This window comes from Micromonospora sp. ATLC16, assembly GCF_057196645.1.
The window spans coordinates 55683-72024 of record NZ_JBXUOW010000029.1 but is presented as its reverse complement, the minus strand read 5'-3'; the positions used below and the strand labels follow the sequence as shown (position 1 = coordinate 72024).

16 protein-coding genes and 1 pseudogene are annotated in these 16342 nt (G+C 70.7%); 9 read left to right on the top strand and 8 right to left on the bottom strand.

Annotated features, from left to right (window positions below):
* Positions 1–585: 585 nt before the first annotated feature.
* Entirely contained in the window at positions 586–1878 is a 1293-nt protein-coding gene (gene tyrS, locus AC2CHE_RS14750; RefSeq protein ID WP_484505459.1) for a tyrosine--tRNA ligase, read from the bottom strand.
* Between the two features lie 107 nt (positions 1879–1985).
* Between tyrS and AC2CHE_RS14745 the strand changes: the two genes are divergently transcribed.
* From AC2CHE_RS14745 to AC2CHE_RS14730, 4 genes are all read left to right on the top strand, one after another.
* Positions 1986–2366, top strand: a complete 381-nt coding sequence (locus AC2CHE_RS14745; protein WP_484505464.1) for a PaaI family thioesterase — start codon at positions 1986–1988, stop codon at positions 2364–2366.
* 184 nt (positions 2367–2550) lie between these two features.
* Entirely contained in the window at positions 2551–3777 is a 1227-nt protein-coding gene (locus AC2CHE_RS14740; RefSeq protein WP_484505458.1) for an NRAMP family divalent metal transporter, read from the top strand.
* A complete protein-coding gene (locus AC2CHE_RS14735; RefSeq protein ID WP_281562131.1) occupies positions 3774–4154 on the top strand; it encodes a hypothetical protein in 381 nt (126 codons plus the stop codon). The genes AC2CHE_RS14740 and AC2CHE_RS14735 overlap by 4 nt, the downstream gene beginning before the upstream one ends.
* Complete coding sequence (locus tag AC2CHE_RS14730; protein WP_281562130.1) at positions 4141–4455, top strand: PRC-barrel domain-containing protein; 315 nt, start codon at positions 4141–4143, stop codon at positions 4453–4455. Before AC2CHE_RS14735 ends, AC2CHE_RS14730 begins: the two co-directional genes overlap by 14 nt.
* Positions 4456–4505: 50 nt before the next feature.
* On the opposite strand, the gene AC2CHE_RS14725 is transcribed toward AC2CHE_RS14730, so the two are convergent.
* The 3 genes from AC2CHE_RS14725 to AC2CHE_RS14715 form a co-directional block, all read right to left on the bottom strand.
* Positions 4506–5939 carry a hemolysin family protein gene (locus AC2CHE_RS14725; protein ID WP_484505457.1) on the bottom strand — a complete coding sequence of 478 codons (1434 nt, stop codon included), beginning with the start codon at positions 5937–5939 and terminating at the stop codon, positions 4506–4508.
* A gap of 133 nt (positions 5940–6072) precedes the next feature.
* Positions 6073–6708 carry a hypothetical protein gene (locus tag AC2CHE_RS14720; RefSeq protein ID WP_484505456.1) on the bottom strand — a complete coding sequence of 212 codons (636 nt, stop codon included), beginning with the start codon at positions 6706–6708 and terminating at the stop codon, positions 6073–6075.
* Positions 6709–6757: 49 nt separating this feature from the next.
* Positions 6758–7258: a GNAT family N-acetyltransferase gene (locus tag AC2CHE_RS14715; protein ID WP_484505455.1), complete on the bottom strand. Its 501-nt coding sequence runs from the start codon at positions 7256–7258 to the stop codon at positions 6758–6760.
* Between the two features lie 153 nt (positions 7259–7411).
* On the opposite strand from AC2CHE_RS14715, the gene AC2CHE_RS14710 reads away from it, so the two are divergent.
* Together AC2CHE_RS14710 and AC2CHE_RS14705 are read left to right on the top strand one after the other, a co-directional pair.
* Entirely contained in the window at positions 7412–8308 is an 897-nt protein-coding gene (locus tag AC2CHE_RS14710) for a universal stress protein (protein ID WP_484505454.1), read from the top strand.
* Positions 8309–8380: 72 nt separating this feature from the next.
* Positions 8381–9220: a universal stress protein gene (locus tag AC2CHE_RS14705; RefSeq protein ID WP_484505453.1), complete on the top strand. Its 840-nt coding sequence runs from the start codon at positions 8381–8383 to the stop codon at positions 9218–9220.
* Between the two features lie 99 nt (positions 9221–9319).
* Here AC2CHE_RS14705 and AC2CHE_RS14700 read toward each other — a convergent pair whose 3' ends face one another.
* The 3 genes and pseudogenes from AC2CHE_RS14700 to AC2CHE_RS14690 form a co-directional block, all read right to left on the bottom strand.
* Positions 9320–9943: an FMN reductase gene (locus AC2CHE_RS14700; RefSeq protein WP_484505452.1), complete on the bottom strand. Its 624-nt coding sequence runs from the start codon at positions 9941–9943 to the stop codon at positions 9320–9322.
* Entirely contained in the window at positions 9940–11079 is a 1140-nt protein-coding gene (locus AC2CHE_RS14695; RefSeq protein ID WP_484505451.1) for an LLM class flavin-dependent oxidoreductase, read from the bottom strand. Before AC2CHE_RS14695 ends, AC2CHE_RS14700 begins: the two co-directional genes overlap by 4 nt.
* A gap of 223 nt (positions 11080–11302) precedes the next feature.
* Positions 11303–11482, bottom strand: a pseudogene (locus AC2CHE_RS14690) (DNA-3-methyladenine glycosylase); the annotation flags it as partial.
* Positions 11483–11770: 288 nt separating this feature from the next.
* On the opposite strand from AC2CHE_RS14690, the gene AC2CHE_RS14685 reads away from it, so the two are divergent.
* Genes AC2CHE_RS14685 through AC2CHE_RS14675 form a run of 3 tightly spaced genes read left to right on the top strand, consistent with a single transcriptional unit; the run spans position 11771 to position 14578 of the window.
* Entirely contained in the window at positions 11771–12058 is a 288-nt protein-coding gene (locus AC2CHE_RS14685) for a hypothetical protein (RefSeq protein ID WP_484505450.1), read from the top strand.
* The gene (locus tag AC2CHE_RS14680) at positions 12055–12681 is read left to right on the top strand and encodes an RNA polymerase sigma factor (protein ID WP_484505449.1); all 627 of its coding nucleotides are present in this window, start codon (positions 12055–12057) and stop codon (positions 12679–12681) included. Before AC2CHE_RS14685 ends, AC2CHE_RS14680 begins: the two co-directional genes overlap by 4 nt.
* Positions 12668–14578 (top strand): EAL domain-containing protein, encoded by a 1911-nt coding sequence (locus AC2CHE_RS14675; protein WP_484505448.1) that lies wholly within the window; start codon positions 12668–12670, stop codon positions 14576–14578. Before AC2CHE_RS14680 ends, AC2CHE_RS14675 begins: the two co-directional genes overlap by 14 nt.
* 256 nt (positions 14579–14834) lie before the next feature.
* Here AC2CHE_RS14675 and argH read toward each other — a convergent pair whose 3' ends face one another.
* Positions 14835–16298 carry an argininosuccinate lyase gene (gene argH / locus AC2CHE_RS14670; RefSeq protein ID WP_484505463.1) on the bottom strand — a complete coding sequence of 488 codons (1464 nt, stop codon included), beginning with the start codon at positions 16296–16298 and terminating at the stop codon, positions 14835–14837.
* Positions 16299–16342: the final 44 nt, after the last annotated feature.

The window sequence follows — 16342 nt, the reverse complement described above, 5'->3', positions numbered from 1 at the left end:
TCCCGACAACAAAAAATGCTGCCAAAACCCACAACCACAAAGGCCATGAGCAAAACTTGGCACTGGCTTATCAAACACCCTGTTGAGTTCTCAAAGAACAACCACACACCATCAAACAACCCCCACCAGGGGCCACCATCCGGGGCACCACACCCACCACAACCGCAGCGGGCACTTTTACTACGTTACCCGGTGGTTTCGGTCGTGTCAAACCGGCTTACACCGCTTCGTCACACTTCTACCCATTTCTCCGGGCACCACGATCGAACCAGCTTTCGCCGTCCCGTTCGTGGTTTCGGCAGGCCAGCCGCTGCGGTCTCCCGCGAGCGCGCCTGGGGCCCTACCGGTCGTCAACCATACCCGGTCGGTTTCGCCCGGCCAAATCCGCCTCCCGACGAATCTGCGGCACCGCCCGGTTCGGACCACGTGGCGTCTGGTGCCCGGTCCGAAGGTCTACCTGCGCTCCGGCCTCGGGCTTTCACCCTGTTTCGTCCGTTCCGCGCTGGCAGAGAGAAAGTTACGCGTCCGGCGGATCGATCGTCAAATCCACCGGGCGCGTCCCACGTCACACCTGTCGGTCGGTGGTCAGGAGCCGACCTCCACCCCGGCGAAGGACCGCTTCCCCCGACGCAACACGAGGTACCTGCCGTGCAGCAGATCCGCCGGCGAGACCACGGCGTCCGCTTCGACGACGCGGACGTTGTTCACGTAGGCGCCCCCCTCGGCGATCACCCGCCGGGCCTCCTTCATGCTGGGTACCAGGCCGGACTCCTTGAACAGGGCGGCCACCTCCGGAAGTTCGTCGAGGCGTACCAGCCCGGCCTCGGTGAGCGCGGCGCGCAGCGTCACCGCGGACAGGTCGTCCAACGATCCCCGGCCGAACAGGGCCTGACTGGCGGCGACCACCTGAGCCATCTCCCGCTCGCCATGGACCAGGGTGGTCAGTTCCTCGGCGAGGGCGCGCTGAGCGGCCCGGGACGCCGGCCGCTCTGCCGTCTCCTTCTCCAGCTTCTCCAACTCCTCGCGGCTGCGGAAGCTGAAGTAGCGCAGGTAACGGCCCACGTCCCGGTCGTCGACGTTGATCCAGAACTGGTAGAAGGCGTACGGGCTGGTCATCTCGGGATCGAGCCAGATCGCACCGCCCTCGGTCTTGCCGAACTTCGAGCCGTCCGACTTGGTCACCAGCGGAGTGGTGAACGCCTGGACCGGCCCGAGCCCGCGTCGGCGCACGTAGTCGACACCGGCGGTGATGTTGCCCCACTGATCCGAGCCACCGAACTGAAGCTGGCAGCCGTGCCGCCGGTGCAGCTCGAAGAAGTCGTTGGCCTGTAGCAGTTGGTAGCTGAACTCGGTGAAGCTGATCCCGCTCTCCAGCCGGGCCCGGACCACCTCACGGGCCAGCATCCGGTTCACCGGGAAGTGCTTGCCCACGTCGCGCAGGAACTCCACCACCGACATCTCGCCGGTCCAGTCCAGGTTGTTGACCAGGCGGGCGGCATGGTCTCCGGTGTACGACACGAAGGGCGCGAGCTGGTCACGGATCCGCTGCACCCAGGTCGCCACGACCTCCGGCGGGTTGAGGGTCCGTTCCGCGCTCTCCTTCGGATCACCGATCTGCCCGGTGGCACCCCCGACCAGCAGCAGTGGCCGGTGCCCGGCGAGTTGGAGGCGACGGGCGGTGGTGACCTGCATCAGGTGGCCGACGTGCAGGCTCGGTGCGGTCGGGTCGAAGCCCACGTAGAAGGCGGATCCCGATCCGTCGAGCAGCGCGCGCAGTTCGTCCGGGTCGGTGGAGTCCTGGAGCAGACCCCGCCAGCGCAGGTCATCGGTCAGGGAGTCCCGCCGGGGCGGCGAGAGGGTGCTGTCGGTCACGGTCACCGATTGTCCCCCATCAGCCCGGTCCGGCCCTACCGGGTTCCGGCGATAGGCGCCGGCACTAGGCTGGCGATTCCAAGATCGTGGAGGTGACCGTGGACGCGTCGACGATGTCGGGTGGCTTCTTCGCCCTGCTCGGGCTGGAGTTGGACGAGATAAGCGGGGACCGGGTCACGATCCGCTGGCGAGTCCGTCCCGAGCTGCACCAGCCGTACGGCATCCTGCACGGCGGGGTCCACTGCTCGGTGGTGGAGACGGCGGCGAGCCTGGGTGCCGGCTTCTGGCTGGGTGAGCGCGGGCGGGTGGTCGGGGTGTCCAACCAGACCGATTTCCTGCGGGCCGTGGCCGAGGGTGAGTTGGTCGCGGTCGGCACCCCGGTGCACCGGGGGCGGAGCCAGCAGCTGTGGCAGGTGGAGATCACGGACACGGACGGGCGGCTGGTCGCCCGTGGCCAGGTCCGCCTCCAGAACCTCTACCCGGCCGCGGACTGACGAAAGCCGCGACTGACGACGGCGGCCGGCTGAGCGGGTAGCGCGCCGTCGACAGGAAACCGCGCGCGGCCCGACCGCCGCTCAGCGTCGCCACCGTGCCTGAGCAGCACTGAGGGCGGTTTCGGGTAGATGGCGGCTTTGGTGGCGTTATCGTCGCGTCGATGACCGAGCCCGCATCGCCGACGTGAGGAAGCTCCTCGCCGCCACGCTCGGCATCCTGTCCGCGGTCGGCGGCTTCGTCGACATCGGTGACCTGGTCGCCGCCGGCCAGGCCGGTGCCCGCTTCGGCATGGCACACGCCTGGGTGCTGCTGCTCGGGGTCGTCGCCATCTGCGCGTACGCGGAAATGGCCGGACGGATCGCGGCGGTGACCGGTCGCGCGGTGTTCGACCTGGTCCGGGAGCGGCTCGGCGCGCGGATGGCGCTGCTCAACCTGGTGGCGTCGTACCTGGTCACGGTGATCACCCTGGCCGCCGAGTTGGGCGGGGTGGCGCTGGCGTTGCGGCTGGCCACCGGCGTGCCGTACCTGCTCTGGGTGCCGGTCGCCGGGATCGCGGTCTGGCTGGTGCTGTGGCGGATGCGGTTCCCGGTGATGGAACGGGTCTTCGGGCTGGCCGGGCTCGCGTTGGTGGTCTTCGCCGTCGCCCTGTTCTGGCTGCCGACCGACTGGGCGGCGCTAGGTCGCAGCGCCGTGGCGCCCGACGACTCCGGTCAGGGGTGGGGGGCGTACTGGTTCGTCGCGGTGGCGCTGTTCGCCTCGACGGTCAGCCCGTACGAGGTCTTCTTCTTCTCCTCCGGCGGGGTCGAGGAACGGTGGAGTGCGGACGACCTGGCCGATGCCCGCTTCAGCGTGCTGGTCGGCTTTCCGGTCGGCGGCTTCCTCGCCCTGTCGCTGATCGCGACGGCGGCGGTGGCGCTACGCCCCGCCGGCCTGTCGGTGGACAGCCTCGACCAGGTCGCGCATCCGGTGGTGCTGGCCTTCGGCGCGGCCGGGCTGGCGGTGGTGGCACTGGCGTTCTTCGCGGTCACCTTCGGCGCCGCGTTGGAGACCGGCCTGTCCGCCGCGTACGCCGCCGCGCAGTACTTCGGCTGGCAGTGGGGCAAGCGGGTGAGCCCGCGCGAGGCGGCCCGCTTCCACACGGTGCTGCTGGTCAGTGTGCTGCTCGGGGTGCTCCTGCTGCTCACCACGGTCGACCCGGTGTCGCTCACCGAATACATGCTGATCATCAGCGCGGTGGCGTTGCCGCTGATCTACCTGCCGATCCTGGTGGTCGCCAACGACCGCACCTACCTGGGCGACCGGGTCAACGGCCGGGCACTCAACCTGCTGGGTGCGGTGCTGCTGCTGGTCATCCTCGCCGCCTCGATCGTCGCCGTACCGCTGGCGATCGGTACGGGGATGGGCCAGTGAGGATCCAGATCAGCCAGGAGCTGCTCGACCGGCAACTGGTCGATCGCGACGGGAGGCTCATCGGCAAGGTCGACGACGTGGAGTTCGCGCTGGACGGGGACGGGGTGCCGTACCTGCGGTCGTTGCTCAGCGGGCCGGGCGCGCTCGGGCAGCGGGTCGGCGGCCGACTGGGCCGGATGCTGGTGCTGACCGCCGAGCGGTTCGTCACGGACCGGCCGATGGCGCCACTGCGCATCCCGTACGCGCTTGTCGAACGGGTCGACAGTGCGGTGTGGCTGCGGGTACGGGCCGACGAGTTGCCCACCTCGCCGGTGGAGGAGTGGTTGCGCCGGCACGTGATCGATCGGATACCGGGAGCGCACCGTGCGAGCGGGTGAGCTGTTGGGTCGGACCGCGTACGACCTTCAGGGCCGCCGGCTGGGCCGGGTGGTGGACCTCGTGCTGCGCGGCCCCGCTGACGGCCCGCTGCGGTTGACCGACCTGGTCGTCACCCGGCACTGGTACGGCCGGTTGAGTGGGCGGCTGATCGGCCCGCAGCGGCATCCCTCGGGCCCCTGGGCGATCCGGGCGCTGGCCCGGCTGCTCGGTCGGAGCACCCGGCAGGTGCCGATGGATCGGGTGCGGTTGGATCCGCCACTGCCCGGCCCGCGCGGTCCAGGCCGGGCCGCCGGCAGCTGACTCGCAGCGCGAACGACGGCCGTCGCGGGCGATCCGGCGCACCCGCGCGCTCAGCGCCGGGTGCCGTCCAGAACCGAAGAGCCGTCGGTCGGTGTGCCCGACGTCCCGTCCGGCTGCGCCTCGGGCGCGTCGGGGACGTCAGGTGCAGCCGCCTCGGCCGCGCCGGAAGCCTCGGGCGTCGCTGTCCCGGGGGCGTCCGGGTCCTTGGATGACGCTGTCGCCCGGCGCAGCCGGACACCGGAGACCGCCCGGTCGTCGGCGAGCGTCACCTCCAGCCGCCAGGCGTCGACGGTGAGATGCTCCCCGGCGCGGGGGATCCGGCCGAGACCGGCCAGAAGCAGCCCGGCCACGGTGGTGTAGGCGCCGTCCGGACGCCCGGGCAGTTCCACACCGATGTCGGACAGATCGTGCACGGGAAACGTGCCCGGCAGCAGCAGTGCCCCGTCGTCGTCGGTGCGTACCGCGCCGACGTCCCGGTCGGTCTCGTCGTAGATCTCCCCGACGACCTCCTCGAGGATGTCCTCCAGGGTGACGATGCCCTCGACGGCACCGCGTTCGTCGACGACCAGGGCCATGTGCTGGCGTTCGGCCTTGAACCGGCGCAACGCGTCGACCACCAGCACCGAGTCCGGCAGCAGCAGCGGCGGGCGAGCGTACTCGTCGACCGGCTGGTCGTCACCGACGCCGACCAGGTCCCGCAGGTGGATGACGCCCACCGAATCGTCCAGGCCGCCGTGGCGGACCACCGGCGCGCGCGAGTGCCCGGAGGCGGCCAGCACCAGCCGAGCGGCCTCCGCCGTGGTGCCGCTGTCCAGGCAGAACACCTGCAACCTCGGCACCAGCACCGCCCGCAGCCGCCGTTCGGCGATCTCCACGGCACCGGCGATGATGGTCTGCTGCTCCTTGGTGAAGCCGTGGTGACCGGCCACGATGTCCCGCAGCTCGTCCGGGCTGATCTCGTCCCGCTCGGGCTTCGGATCCAGGCCGAACAGCCGTACCACCAGGTCGCTGGTGGCACCGAGCACCCAGACGACCGGCCGGGTGAGGGCGGCGAGCAGGTCGAGCGGGCGGGCGACGAGCAGCGCCCACCGCTCCGGGACCTGCATGGCGATCCGTTTCGGGGCCAGCTCGCCGAAGACCAGGGTGACGAAGGTCAACACCAACGTGACCAGCACCACGGACAACGGGCCGGCGGCCCGGCCGAGGACGCCCTCCAGCAGCGGAACCAGCGGCTTGGCCAGCGACACCGCGGCGGCGGCCGAGGCGAGGAACCCGGCCAGCGTGATGCCGATCTGGATGGTGGCCAGGAATCGGTTGGGGTCGCGGGCCAGCCGGGCCAGTACCCGGCCCGTGCGCCCGGTGCGTTCCAGCCGTTGGAGCTGGCTGTCCCGCAGCGACACCAGCGCCAGCTCGCTGCCGGCGAAGATCGCGTTCACCACGATCAGGACTGCGACCAGGGCCAGCTGGCTCCAGTAGCTCTGCACGCCCGGTTCTCCCTCGCTGGACCACGCCCCGTGGCGCCGCCGGTGGTGGCCCCGCCGGCGTAGCGGTGCCTATGCCCACTCGCCCGGGCGGTGAATCATAGCCCTGCCAAGGGCGGTCGGCGTCGTCGATCGTTCAGCCGTGTGGCAGCGCCGGTGCCGGCAGATCCAGCACGTACGACTCCCCCGCGCGGCGGAACCCGAGACGGTGGTAGTACGGGGCGACCATTCCCGGTGGGCTCAGCACCTGGCGGAACCCGCGGTCGGTGAACAGGCTGCTGCGCCGGTAGACGAACTCGCCGGGGGTGAAGTCACGAAACGGCGGGGTGACGTAGTCCAGGTCGACCTGGGCCACCCCGTCGCCGACGTCGCGCACCAGCACCACACCGACGACCTCGTCGGCGCGTACGACGAGGAAGGCCGAACGGCCAGCCAGCCGGTCCGGGCGGAAACCCGGGTTGAACCGGGCGATGTCGGCGGCGTGCACCCGCAGCGTGTGGGCCAGGAACGCGTCGTCGGCACCCACCTCGACGACCTGGTAGGTCTGCTCGTCGTGTCGGGTGCCGAGCAACCGCCGCAGGTACCAAATGTTGATCACGGCCAGAACCACGTTCAGACCGACCATGGGCCAGACCCGGATCGTGGCGTTGTAGCCGATCAGAACGGCACAGCCGACCAGGTTGAGGGCGCGCAGCCGAAGGATGCGCGTCTGCAGCAGCGACCAGATCAGCAGCGCGGAGCCGGCCCAGCCGACCAGTTCCAGCCAGTTCACCCCGCGAGGGTAGTCGCCGCCCTGGTCAGCCCCGGTGTCAGGGGGCGGATCACGCCGGATCGGCGCCCGGTAACGCCGGCAGTTCCAGCACGTACTCGTCGATCTCGTGGCCGCGGCCCGGGGCGTACGCCCGGTCGGTGCCGCGCACCACGAAGCCGCAGCGACGCAGCACCGTCAGCGACGCGACGTTGTCGGTGGCCGTCCGCGCGAACAGCGGCCGGCGGGTGACCTCCCGCAGCAGCGCGGCCAGGGCGCGGGTGGCGTACCCGCGGCCCCAGTGCGCCCGGTCGATCCAGTAGCTGACCTCGAACGCGCCGTCGACCGGGAAGGCCAGCACGTGACCGACCACCGTGTCGTCGATGGTCACCGCGCGGGCCAGGTTCTCCGGGCCGGTGAGGATGCGGACCCAGTGCGCGGCGAACGCCCGCCGGTCCGTCGGATCCTCGGCGCCGAAGGCGGCCATCCGGCTGGCCTCCGGGTCGAGCTGGTGGACGAAGAACTCCACCAGGTCGTCCTCGCGCACCGGGCGCAGCCGCAGGTCATCGGTCACCGAACGACCATACGCGCCGGTGCCGCCCGGCTTCACCAGCAGCACCGACGCCGCTCCGGCGCCGCGGCCGATCCCGGAGTACGTCGGGAGTCGATCTGCCCACCATGACGCCGTCAGGTGAGAAGCTGACAGCGGAGTCGAGGAGGACATGTGATGGTCAGCAGCACCGGCGCCCCCGTCGTGGTGGGTGTGGACGGTTCCGAGATCGGCCTGCACGCGGTGCGTGCCGCCGCGCGGGAGGCGGCGTACCGGCACCGTCGGCTGCGCATCGTGCACGCGTTCATCTGGCCGCTGATGGGGGTGCCGTTGGGTCCCGCGCCGGGCGGGCCGGCCGACGGCGGCCTGCGGAACCAGGCCGACAGGTGTCTTGCCGACGCCGTCGCCGAGGCCGGCAAGGCGGCCCCGGAGGTGGCGGTGACCAGCGAGGTGGTCGACGGAGCGGCGAGCACCGTCCTGCTCGCCGAGGCCCGGGACGCGGCGTTGGTCGTCCTCGGCAACCGGGGGATGGGCGGCTTCGCCGGGCTGCTGCTCGGCTCGGTGGCCGTGCAGGTCAGCGCTCACGCGGACGGCCCGGTACTGGTGGTTCGCGGCGAATCTCGGGCGGACGGGCCGGTGCTGGTCGGCGTCGACGGTTCGGAGCTGTCCCGGGAGGCCGTCCGGTTCGCCTTCGAGGAGGCGGCGTGGCGCGGCACCGAACTGGTCGCGGTGCACACCTGGCTCGATCCGGCCCCGGCCAGTCCCGGTGACATCCTGCCGCTGGTCTACGGCCTCGACGACGTCCGGGACGAGGAGGAGCGGGTCCTCGCCGAGGCGGTGGCGGGCTGGTCCGAGCGCTATCCGGAGGTGCCGGTGCGGCGGCGGTTGGTGCGCGGTTCCCCGGGCCGGGCGCTGGTGGAGGAGTCCCGCACCGCCCAACTGGTGGTGGTGGGGGCGCGGGGGCGCGGGGCGCTGGGCGGGCTGCTGCTCGGCTCGGTCAGCCACGCCGTGCTGCACCACGCCCACTGCCCGCTGGCGATCGTCCGGAAGCTGCGTACGGTCGAGGAGACCTGACCGGTGGTGTGTCGGCGCGTTCCGGCGGGGGGACGCGCCGACAATGAACCCTGACCGACCTGTGGAGCGACGATGAACCGACCTGTCGTGGTGGGGGTGGACGGATCGCCGCCGAGCCTGGTGGCCGCGGAACACGCGGCTCAGGCGGCGGTGTGGCGGTCCCGCCCGTTGCACCTGGTGCACGGCTACCTGCACCCGCTCGGCTACGGCGTGCCGATCAACCCGTACGAGGTGGGTGTGCCGGCAGCGTCGGAAGACGGCCGCAAGATGCTCGAACAGACCGCCGCCGAACTGGTCGACCGGTGGCCGGGGCTGACGGTCGACGTGCGTCAGGTGGCCGGCGGGCCGGGTGCGACGCTGGTCGAGGAGTCCCGGCGGGCGGAGCTGGTGGTGGTGGGCAGCCGGGGCCTGGGCGGCTTCGCCGGGCTGCTGCTCGGCTCGGTCGGCACCCAGGTCGCCGCGCACGGGCACTGCCCGGTGCTGGTGATCCGTCCGCCCGACCGTCCGATCCCCACCGAGGGGCCGGTGCTGGTCGGTGTGGACGGTTCGGAGCCGGCCGAGCTCGCCGTCGGTCACGGCGCCGAGGAGGCCGGCCGGCGTGGCGGGACGCTGGTGCTGATGCACGTCGTCGACGAGGGCGACGACGACGGGGAGGCGGCGGCTCTGCTCGCCACCGCCGGTGCGGCGGCGCGCGGCAGCCACCCGGGGCTCACCGTCCAGGAACGGGTGCTCGTCGCGTCCAACCCCGACCTGGCGCTCATCGAGGCAACCGGTGATGCGGCGCTCGTGGTGGCCGGCTCGCGCGGTCGGGGTGGCTTCGCCGGGCTGCTGCTCGGCTCGGTCAGCCAGACGCTGGTGCACCACGCCCGCTGCCCGGTGCTCATCGCCCACCCGCACGAGCCGGAGCAGTGAGTACCGCTCGGCCGGGCCGCCGATGACGGCGGCCCGGGTGCCGGGTCCGGGAACGTGCGCGGCGGGCCGGCGACCGGCGGTGTTCCCACAGCGGCGCGGTCAGCCGTCGCGGCCGTGAAGCAGCTGATCGAAGCTGGTGGTGAGGGCGAACGGGTCGGCGGGCCCGCTGGACGGTGCACTGCGCCGTACCAGCTCGGCCAGTTCCCGACCGGCGCGCTCGATCCGGGCGCGCAACGCTCCGTCGACGGTGCCGCCGGACCAGTCCTCCGGCGCGGCGAAGACCGCGGTCGGTGCCACCACCGCCCGCAGGTAGGTGAACATCGGACGGAGCGCGTGCTCCAGCGCCAGGGAGTGCCGTGCGGTGCCGCCGGTTGCGCCGATCAGCACCGTACGGCCACCGAGCGCGTCGGCATCTACCAGGTCGAAGAAGGACTTGAACAGCCCGTTGTACGAAGCGTTGAAGATCGGGCTGACGGCGATCAGCCCGTCCGCCCCGGTGACCTCGTCCAGCACCCGCCGCAGCTGCTCGGACGGAAAGCCGGTGAGCAGGTGGTTGACGATGTCGTGGGCGTGTTCGCGCAGCTCGACCGGGCGCAGCTCGACCTGCTCCCCGTGCCGGACCAGCTCGCCGCGGGTCGCTGCGGCGAGCTGGTCGGCGAGCAGCCGGGTCGACGAGGGCTGGCTGAGACCGGCCGAGACCACGGCGAGGGTACGCAGGGTCATCGGGCGGCCTCCGGCGCCCGGCCGGTGACGTCGTCGACGGCGTGGACGGTGCTGTCGCTGCCTCCTCCGGCGGCGGCCAGCAGCGAGGCGTGGGTCGGTGCCAGCGGCACGTGCGCCGGCCGCAGCGACTCGAACTCCTTGCGCAGCACCGGGACGACCTCCTCGCCGAGCAGATCGAGCTGCTCCAGGACGGTCTTCAACGGCAGCCCGGCGTGGTCGATGAGGAACAACTGCCGCTGGTAGTCACCCACGTAGTCGCGGAAGCTGAGCGTACGGTCGATGACCTGCTGCGGGCTGCCCACGGTCAGCGGGGTCTGGGCGGTGAACTCCTCAAGCGAGGGGCCGTGGCCGTAGACCGGCGCGTTGTCGAAGTACGGGCGGAACTCGCGCACCGCGTCCTGGGAGTTGCGGCGCATGAACACCTGGCCGCCGAGTCCCACGATCGCCTGGTCGGCGGAGCCGTGACCGTAGTGTTCGAAGCGCTGCCGGTACAGGCCGACCATCCGCCGGGTGTGCTCGGCGGGCCAGAAGATGTGGTTGGCGAAGAAGCCGTCGCCGTAGTAGGCGGCCTGCTCGGCGATCTCCGGGCTGCGGATGGAACCGTGCCACACGAACGGGGGCACGCCGTCGAGCGGGCGCGGCGTCGAGGTGAACGACTGCAACGGGGTACGGAACTTGCCCTTCCAGTCGACCACGTCCTCGCGCCACAACCGGCGCAGCAGGTCGTAGTTCTCGATCGCGAGGGGGATGCCGTTGCGGATGTCCTGCCCGAACCAGGGGTAGACCGGGCCGGTGTTGCCCCGCCCCATCATCAGGTCGACCCGGCCGTCGGCGAGGTGTTGCAGCATCGCGTAGTCCTCGGCGATCTTCACCGGGTCATTGGTGGTGATCAGCGTGGTCGCGGTGGACAGCAACAGCCGCTCGGTGCGGGCGGCGATCCAACCCAGCATGGTGGTGGGCGACGAGGGCACGAACGGCGGGTTGTGGTGCTCGCCGGTGGCGAAGACGTCGAGGCCGACCTCCTCGGCCTTCAGCGCGATGGTCACCATCGCCTTGATCCGTTCGGCCTCGGTGGGCTCCCGGCCGCTGGTCGGGTCGACCGTGACGTCGCCGACGGTGAAGACTCCGAATTGCATGACCGCTCCCCTTGTGTCGTCCGACCGGGTGGTGCCCGATGCCAGCGACAACATATTTGACGAGTCAACTATTCCGCCAGCCCGTCCCGCGCCAGTGTCCCCCGTCACGCCACCCCGTCCCCAGTCCGTACCGGCTGGTCGGTCAGGCGGCTGGACCGGCATGCTGGACCGACGCACGTCGCGGCACCGGTCAGGTACGGCGTCGTGGCACGTGCCAGCGGTACGCGTCCGGGGGGGTCGGACCGCGATGGGCGTGCGAGGCGGGATCCGCGCCGTTACCGGCGTACGCCTCGACCTCGGTGAGCCGGATCCGGACCCCGTTGGCCGACACCTCCCAGCCCAGCAGGTTCCGCGCCGTCTGGGCGACGTCGGCGGCCGGGGCGCTCAGCCAGGAATGGTCCACGCCCCAGGTAACCCGACCCGGGTCCGGCCGGCAACCGCTGCTCCCGAACCTCACAGCGGTCACTCGGAAGCGACGGCTATACCCAGAGTCACCTAATGGGGGTCATCAGGGTTGTCGTGGCGCGCCTTCGGACCTCCTAGCCCAGCGTGCCAGCTTCGTGACTTTTCGCTGTTCAAGCAGGTGAAAGTCGTGATCATTGATCTTCGGGAACTTTGTGGACGCTGTGCCATAAACATCAGGGCCATCACCACGGATAGTGATTGACGGGACTGAGGGACAGGGAGAAAGATGATCGAGACGCTGTCGGGGCCGCTCTCCGATTATGGAGCTACGGCTCTGGTGCTGACAATCGCCGCCATGGCCGCCGGACTGGTACATGCCTACGTGGCACACCGCACCCGGCTGCACCAGGAACGCAAGACATCGACACGCGCCGCAGTCCGGCTGGCCGGGCTGGTCGAGCTGGCGGCCGAACGCGAGGTCGTCCGAATCTTGGAGCGCGATCGCGACGGGCATCGCGAGGTCAAACTGGGCGGCCGCGTGATGCCGGGTCACGACGCCAGGGAAGCCGCGTGACCGGGGTCGAGGGCACCGCCGCCCTGACCCCCGAGCCGGCGGACCGGGAGGCGACGCGCAAGGCGGAGGCCGCGCGCCGCAAGGCCGAGGATGATCAGCAATTCGCCGCCTTCTATGAGGCTTCGTACCACCAGGCAGAGCGCGCCCTCGGCGCCAGGTGCCGGGACCGCGGACTGGTCGAGGACGCGCTCAACGAGGCCTACCATGTCGGTCGGATCAAGTGGTCCATGCTCCGTGAGCATGTCAAACCGGCCGCCTGGGTGATCAAGACCGCCCGGTTCAGAATCATGAAGGCAGAGCAGCGCCAGCGGCGGGAGACCGCAGTCGCGCCGGAGGAGTTGCCACCGTCGACGCCGCACCCGGACATCGCCGATGCGTGGGAAGCGCAGGAGACACTGCGAACCTGGTTGCGTCAGCTGCCACCTCGACATGCCGAGGTGTTCCAGCTGGACCACGACGGCTTCTCCATCCAGGAGATCGCCCGCACCCTCGGGGTGACCGAGAGCAGCGTCCGTTGTTACAAGGCCGCCGCCAAGAAGCGGCTGCGTGAACTGGCCGAGGAGGCTGGCTACACGGACTCGGAAGGTTCCCGGTGTAAGGGAGGCAGCCGTGGATCTCGATGACATTCTGGCGCTGGCCCGAACCCGCCGGACCAGTCCGCTGGAACACGCCCGCGCCCGCCGCTTCGCGCGAGCCGTCCAGAGCCAGTACGACCACTCGTGCGCCGAGGGGCACGAGATCATCGTCGACACCGATCTCGTCGACCCACTGGCCACGGAGGTCGACGAGGCGACCCGGGTCGCCCGCGCCGCCCAGTTGGCCAAGCTGGGAACCATCATCTGGACGGCCGGCGACAAGACCGAAGGCGTCGGGCGTCTCACCTGGTCGGATGAGATGGCGATGATCTTTGGACATGCGCCGGGCACGCTGCGCCTCACTCCCGAAACGCTCGGCGAACTCCTGCATCCCGACGACCTACGCAGGGTGCGTCGACTGGTCCGGACGGCATGGCGGCAGAAACGTCCCGACGAGGTCACCTTCCGGGTGATGCAGCCGGGCGGCAGCGTCCGCCACGTGCACTGCCACGTCGAGATAGTCGAGACCGCAGGCCAGCCCTCGGGCATGATCGCCACCGGCGAGGACGTCACCGCCCTCGAAGTCGCCCGGCAGGAGCGACGCCGGCGGACCATCCGCAGCCAGATGCTCTCGGCCGACCTCTCCGCGCAGGACATCCTGACCGGACTGCCGACCCGCGGCTACCTGACCGACGAGGTGGATCGCGCCCGTCGCACCACCGCTGGCGCGCTCATCATCGTGGCGACCGAACCCGCCACCCGCATTCCTGATGCACTCAGCGACGAGGACCGCGACGAGTTGACCGCATCCGTCGCTCAGTTGCTTCGCACGATCGTGGGCGACCAGGTCACCTGCGGAGTGGTAGGTCCGGGCCGGTGGGGCGTCCTGCTGAGCCCGGTCGACGAGCACTCCGACGCCGCCGAAGCCTTGGCCACCCGGATCGTCGAGGAGTTCCGACGCCATCTGTTCGGCATCCGGCAGCGCACGTCGCGCCTCAACACCTGGGCGGGCGTGGTGCACTTCCACGGTGGCGTCCAGGCCAGTGGATCGGAGCTGCTCATCGACGGCGAGCACGCGGCCCAAGACGCGCGTGCCCAGGGCGCCCCGGTCACCGTGCTCGACCAGCCCGTGCCGGACCCGGACCGTACCGAACGATGCCGTGCCCGGGTTCGCCGCGCAGTCGCCGCCAACCGATTCGCCCTCTTCGCTCAGCCCATCGTCGACCTCCGCCTCAACCAGGTCACCCGACACGAGATCCTGCTGCGGGTGCCCAGCGAGACCGGCGAACTCGTCGCTCCATGGCCCTTTCTCGACATGGCCGAGCGGGTGGGCGAGATCCTCGCGGTCGACAAGTGGGTCATCGACCACGCCCTGGAACTGATCGGTCGGGGCAGCCAGACCTCCCACTACCAGGTCAACGTCTCTGGCAAGTCGCTGGCCGACCCCGGCCTGCTCAGCTACGTGACCGAGGCGATCCACCGGCACAAGGTCAGGCCGGAGTGCCTGACCTTCGAGATCACCGAAACCGCACTCATCGAGAACCGCAACGAAGCCCTGGACTTCGCCAGTGGAATCAGGGAGATCGGCTGTGGCCTGGCCCTCGACGATTTCGGCACGGGGTACGCCACCCTCTCCCATCTGAAGTACCTCCCCGTCGACCTCGTCAAGATCGACGGGATGTTCGTGGCGGACCTTCGTCGGTCACCGGCGAACCAGGCCATCGTCTCGGGCATGGTCAATCTGGGACACGCCTTGGGGATTCAGGTTGCCGCCGAACATGTGCAGGACGACGAGACCATCGAACTGCTGAGGAACTGCGGTGTCGACTTCGCGCAGGGCTACCAGACCGGCAGACCTGAACCGATAGCTGTGTGCCCGGAGGAGCAGGTACGGAGCATCGAGTTCGTGTTTCGAGTCCCATTGCAGTACACCGCGCTCGGCTAGGAGGTCAGCCAGCAGCACCCGGTGGTCCGAACCGAAGCCACCTGGGACGCACCGACGGCACGCCAACCCGTACGCCGCCGACCCGTACGGGGGCACTCGCCGTGCTCCTGAGGCTGGCCACCCACCGAGACAGCCAAGCCGGTAGCCACCTGAACCCTGGCCATCCGAGTAGCAACTTCGGGGAAAGTGTCGCCTCAGCGAGCCTGGAGGCAGCAGTTTCCCCGAAGTTGCACGAGACGAGCCGGGCGGGGCGACGTCAGCGCGGGACGACCTGCTCGGCGGACCAGTCGCGCCAGGTGGTCAGGTGGTCGGCGGCGGTGGCGAGTTGGTCGGCTACCGGGCCGGGGCCCGTCGAGCCGCTGGTGATCCGGGCGGCGAGGGCGGAACGGACCGACAGCACGTCGCGGACGCTCGGGTCGAGGTGCTCGCTGACGGTGGCCAGGTCGGCATCGGAGACCTCGTCGAGGGCGCAGTCCCGGGCCGCGCAGAGCGCCACCAGCCTGCCGGTGATCTCGTGCGCGTCGCGGAACGGCACGCCCCTGCGGACCAGCCAGTCAGCCACCTCGGTGGCCAGGGAGAAGCCCACCGGCGCGGCGGCGACCAGGCGGTCGACGCGTACCGTCATCGTGGAGATCATCCCGGCGAGCGCGGGCAGCAGCAGTTCCAGGGTGTCGACCGCGTCGAAGGCCGGCTCCTTGTCCTCCTGCATGTCCCGGTCGTACGTCATCGGCAGGCCCTTGAGCATGGTCAGCACCGCGACGAGTCCGCCGACCAGCCGACCGGACTTGCCCCGGGCCAGCTCGGCGATGTCCGCGTTCTTCTTCTGCGGCATGATCGACGAGCCGGTGGCGAAGGCGTCGTCCAACTCGACCCAGCCGAACTCCTGCGACGTCCAGAGCACCACCTCCTCACCGAGCCGGGACAGGTGCACCCCGACCATCGCGGTGACGAAGAGGAACTCGGCGACGAAATCCCGGTCGGCGACCGCGTCCATCGAGTTGGCGAAGGACGTCCGGAACCCCAGCTCCTTCGAGACCGCCGCCGGGTCCAGCGGCAGCCCGGAACCGGCCAGCGCCCCCGCGCCGAGCGGGCTGACCGCGGCCCGGTGGTCCCAGTCGCGCAGCCGTTCCAGGTCCCGCAGCAGCGGCTGCACGTGGGCGAGCAGCCAGTGGCCGAAGGTGACCGGCTGGGCGTGTTGCAGGTGCGTCATGCCGGGTGCGGCCGTGTCCACGTGCCGCCCGGCCTGCTCGACCAGGGCCTCGGCCAGCTCCACCAGTCGCGCGGCCACGCCCCGGGCGTGATCGCGCAGGTAGAGCCGCAGGTCCGTGGCGACCTGGTCGTTACGGGACCGGCCGGCGCGCAGCTTGCCGCCGAGACTGCCGAGCCGTTCCAGCAGCCCGCGCTCCAGGGCGGTGTGCACGTCCTCGTCGTCGACGGTGGGGCGGAACGTGCCCGAGGCGCAGGCGGCCTCCAGGTCATCGAGGGCGGCGAGGATGCGGCCCAGTTCCTCCGGGTCGAGCAGGCCGGCACCGGCCAGCACCCGGGCGTGTGCCCGGGAACCGGCGATGTCGTACGGGGCCAGCCGCCAGTCGAACTGCACGCTCACCGACAGGCGGGCCAGGGCCTCCGAGGGGCCGCCGGCGAAGCGCCCTCCCCACAGGCTCGTCCGGTTGGCCGCTGCGCTGTTCTCGGTCAAGCTCTTGTCATCCACCCGGTCAATTGTGGTCCCCACGATCAGCAGCCTCCCCACCGGGCACCCACGTC

Bases quoted from the DNA above. Each gene is read 5' to 3' on its own strand.
- AC2CHE_RS14700 (WP_484505452.1), bottom strand. From the start codon at position 9,943: ATGACCCTGCGTACCCTCGCCGTGGTCTCGGCCGGTCTCAGCCAGCCC.
- AC2CHE_RS14695 (WP_484505451.1), bottom strand. From the start codon at position 11,079: ATGCAATTCGGAGTCTTCACCGTCGGCGACGTCACGGTCGACCCGACC.
- AC2CHE_RS14710 (WP_484505454.1), top strand. From the start codon at position 7,412: ATGGTCAGCAGCACCGGCGCCCCCGTCGTGGTGGGTGTGGACGGTTCC.
- AC2CHE_RS14745 (WP_484505464.1), top strand. From the start codon at position 1,986: ATGTCGGGTGGCTTCTTCGCCCTGCTCGGGCTGGAGTTGGACGAGATA.
- AC2CHE_RS14685 (WP_484505450.1), top strand. From the start codon at position 11,771: ATGATCGAGACGCTGTCGGGGCCGCTCTCCGATTATGGAGCTACGGCT.
- AC2CHE_RS14705 (WP_484505453.1), top strand. From the start codon at position 8,381: ATGAACCGACCTGTCGTGGTGGGGGTGGACGGATCGCCGCCGAGCCTG.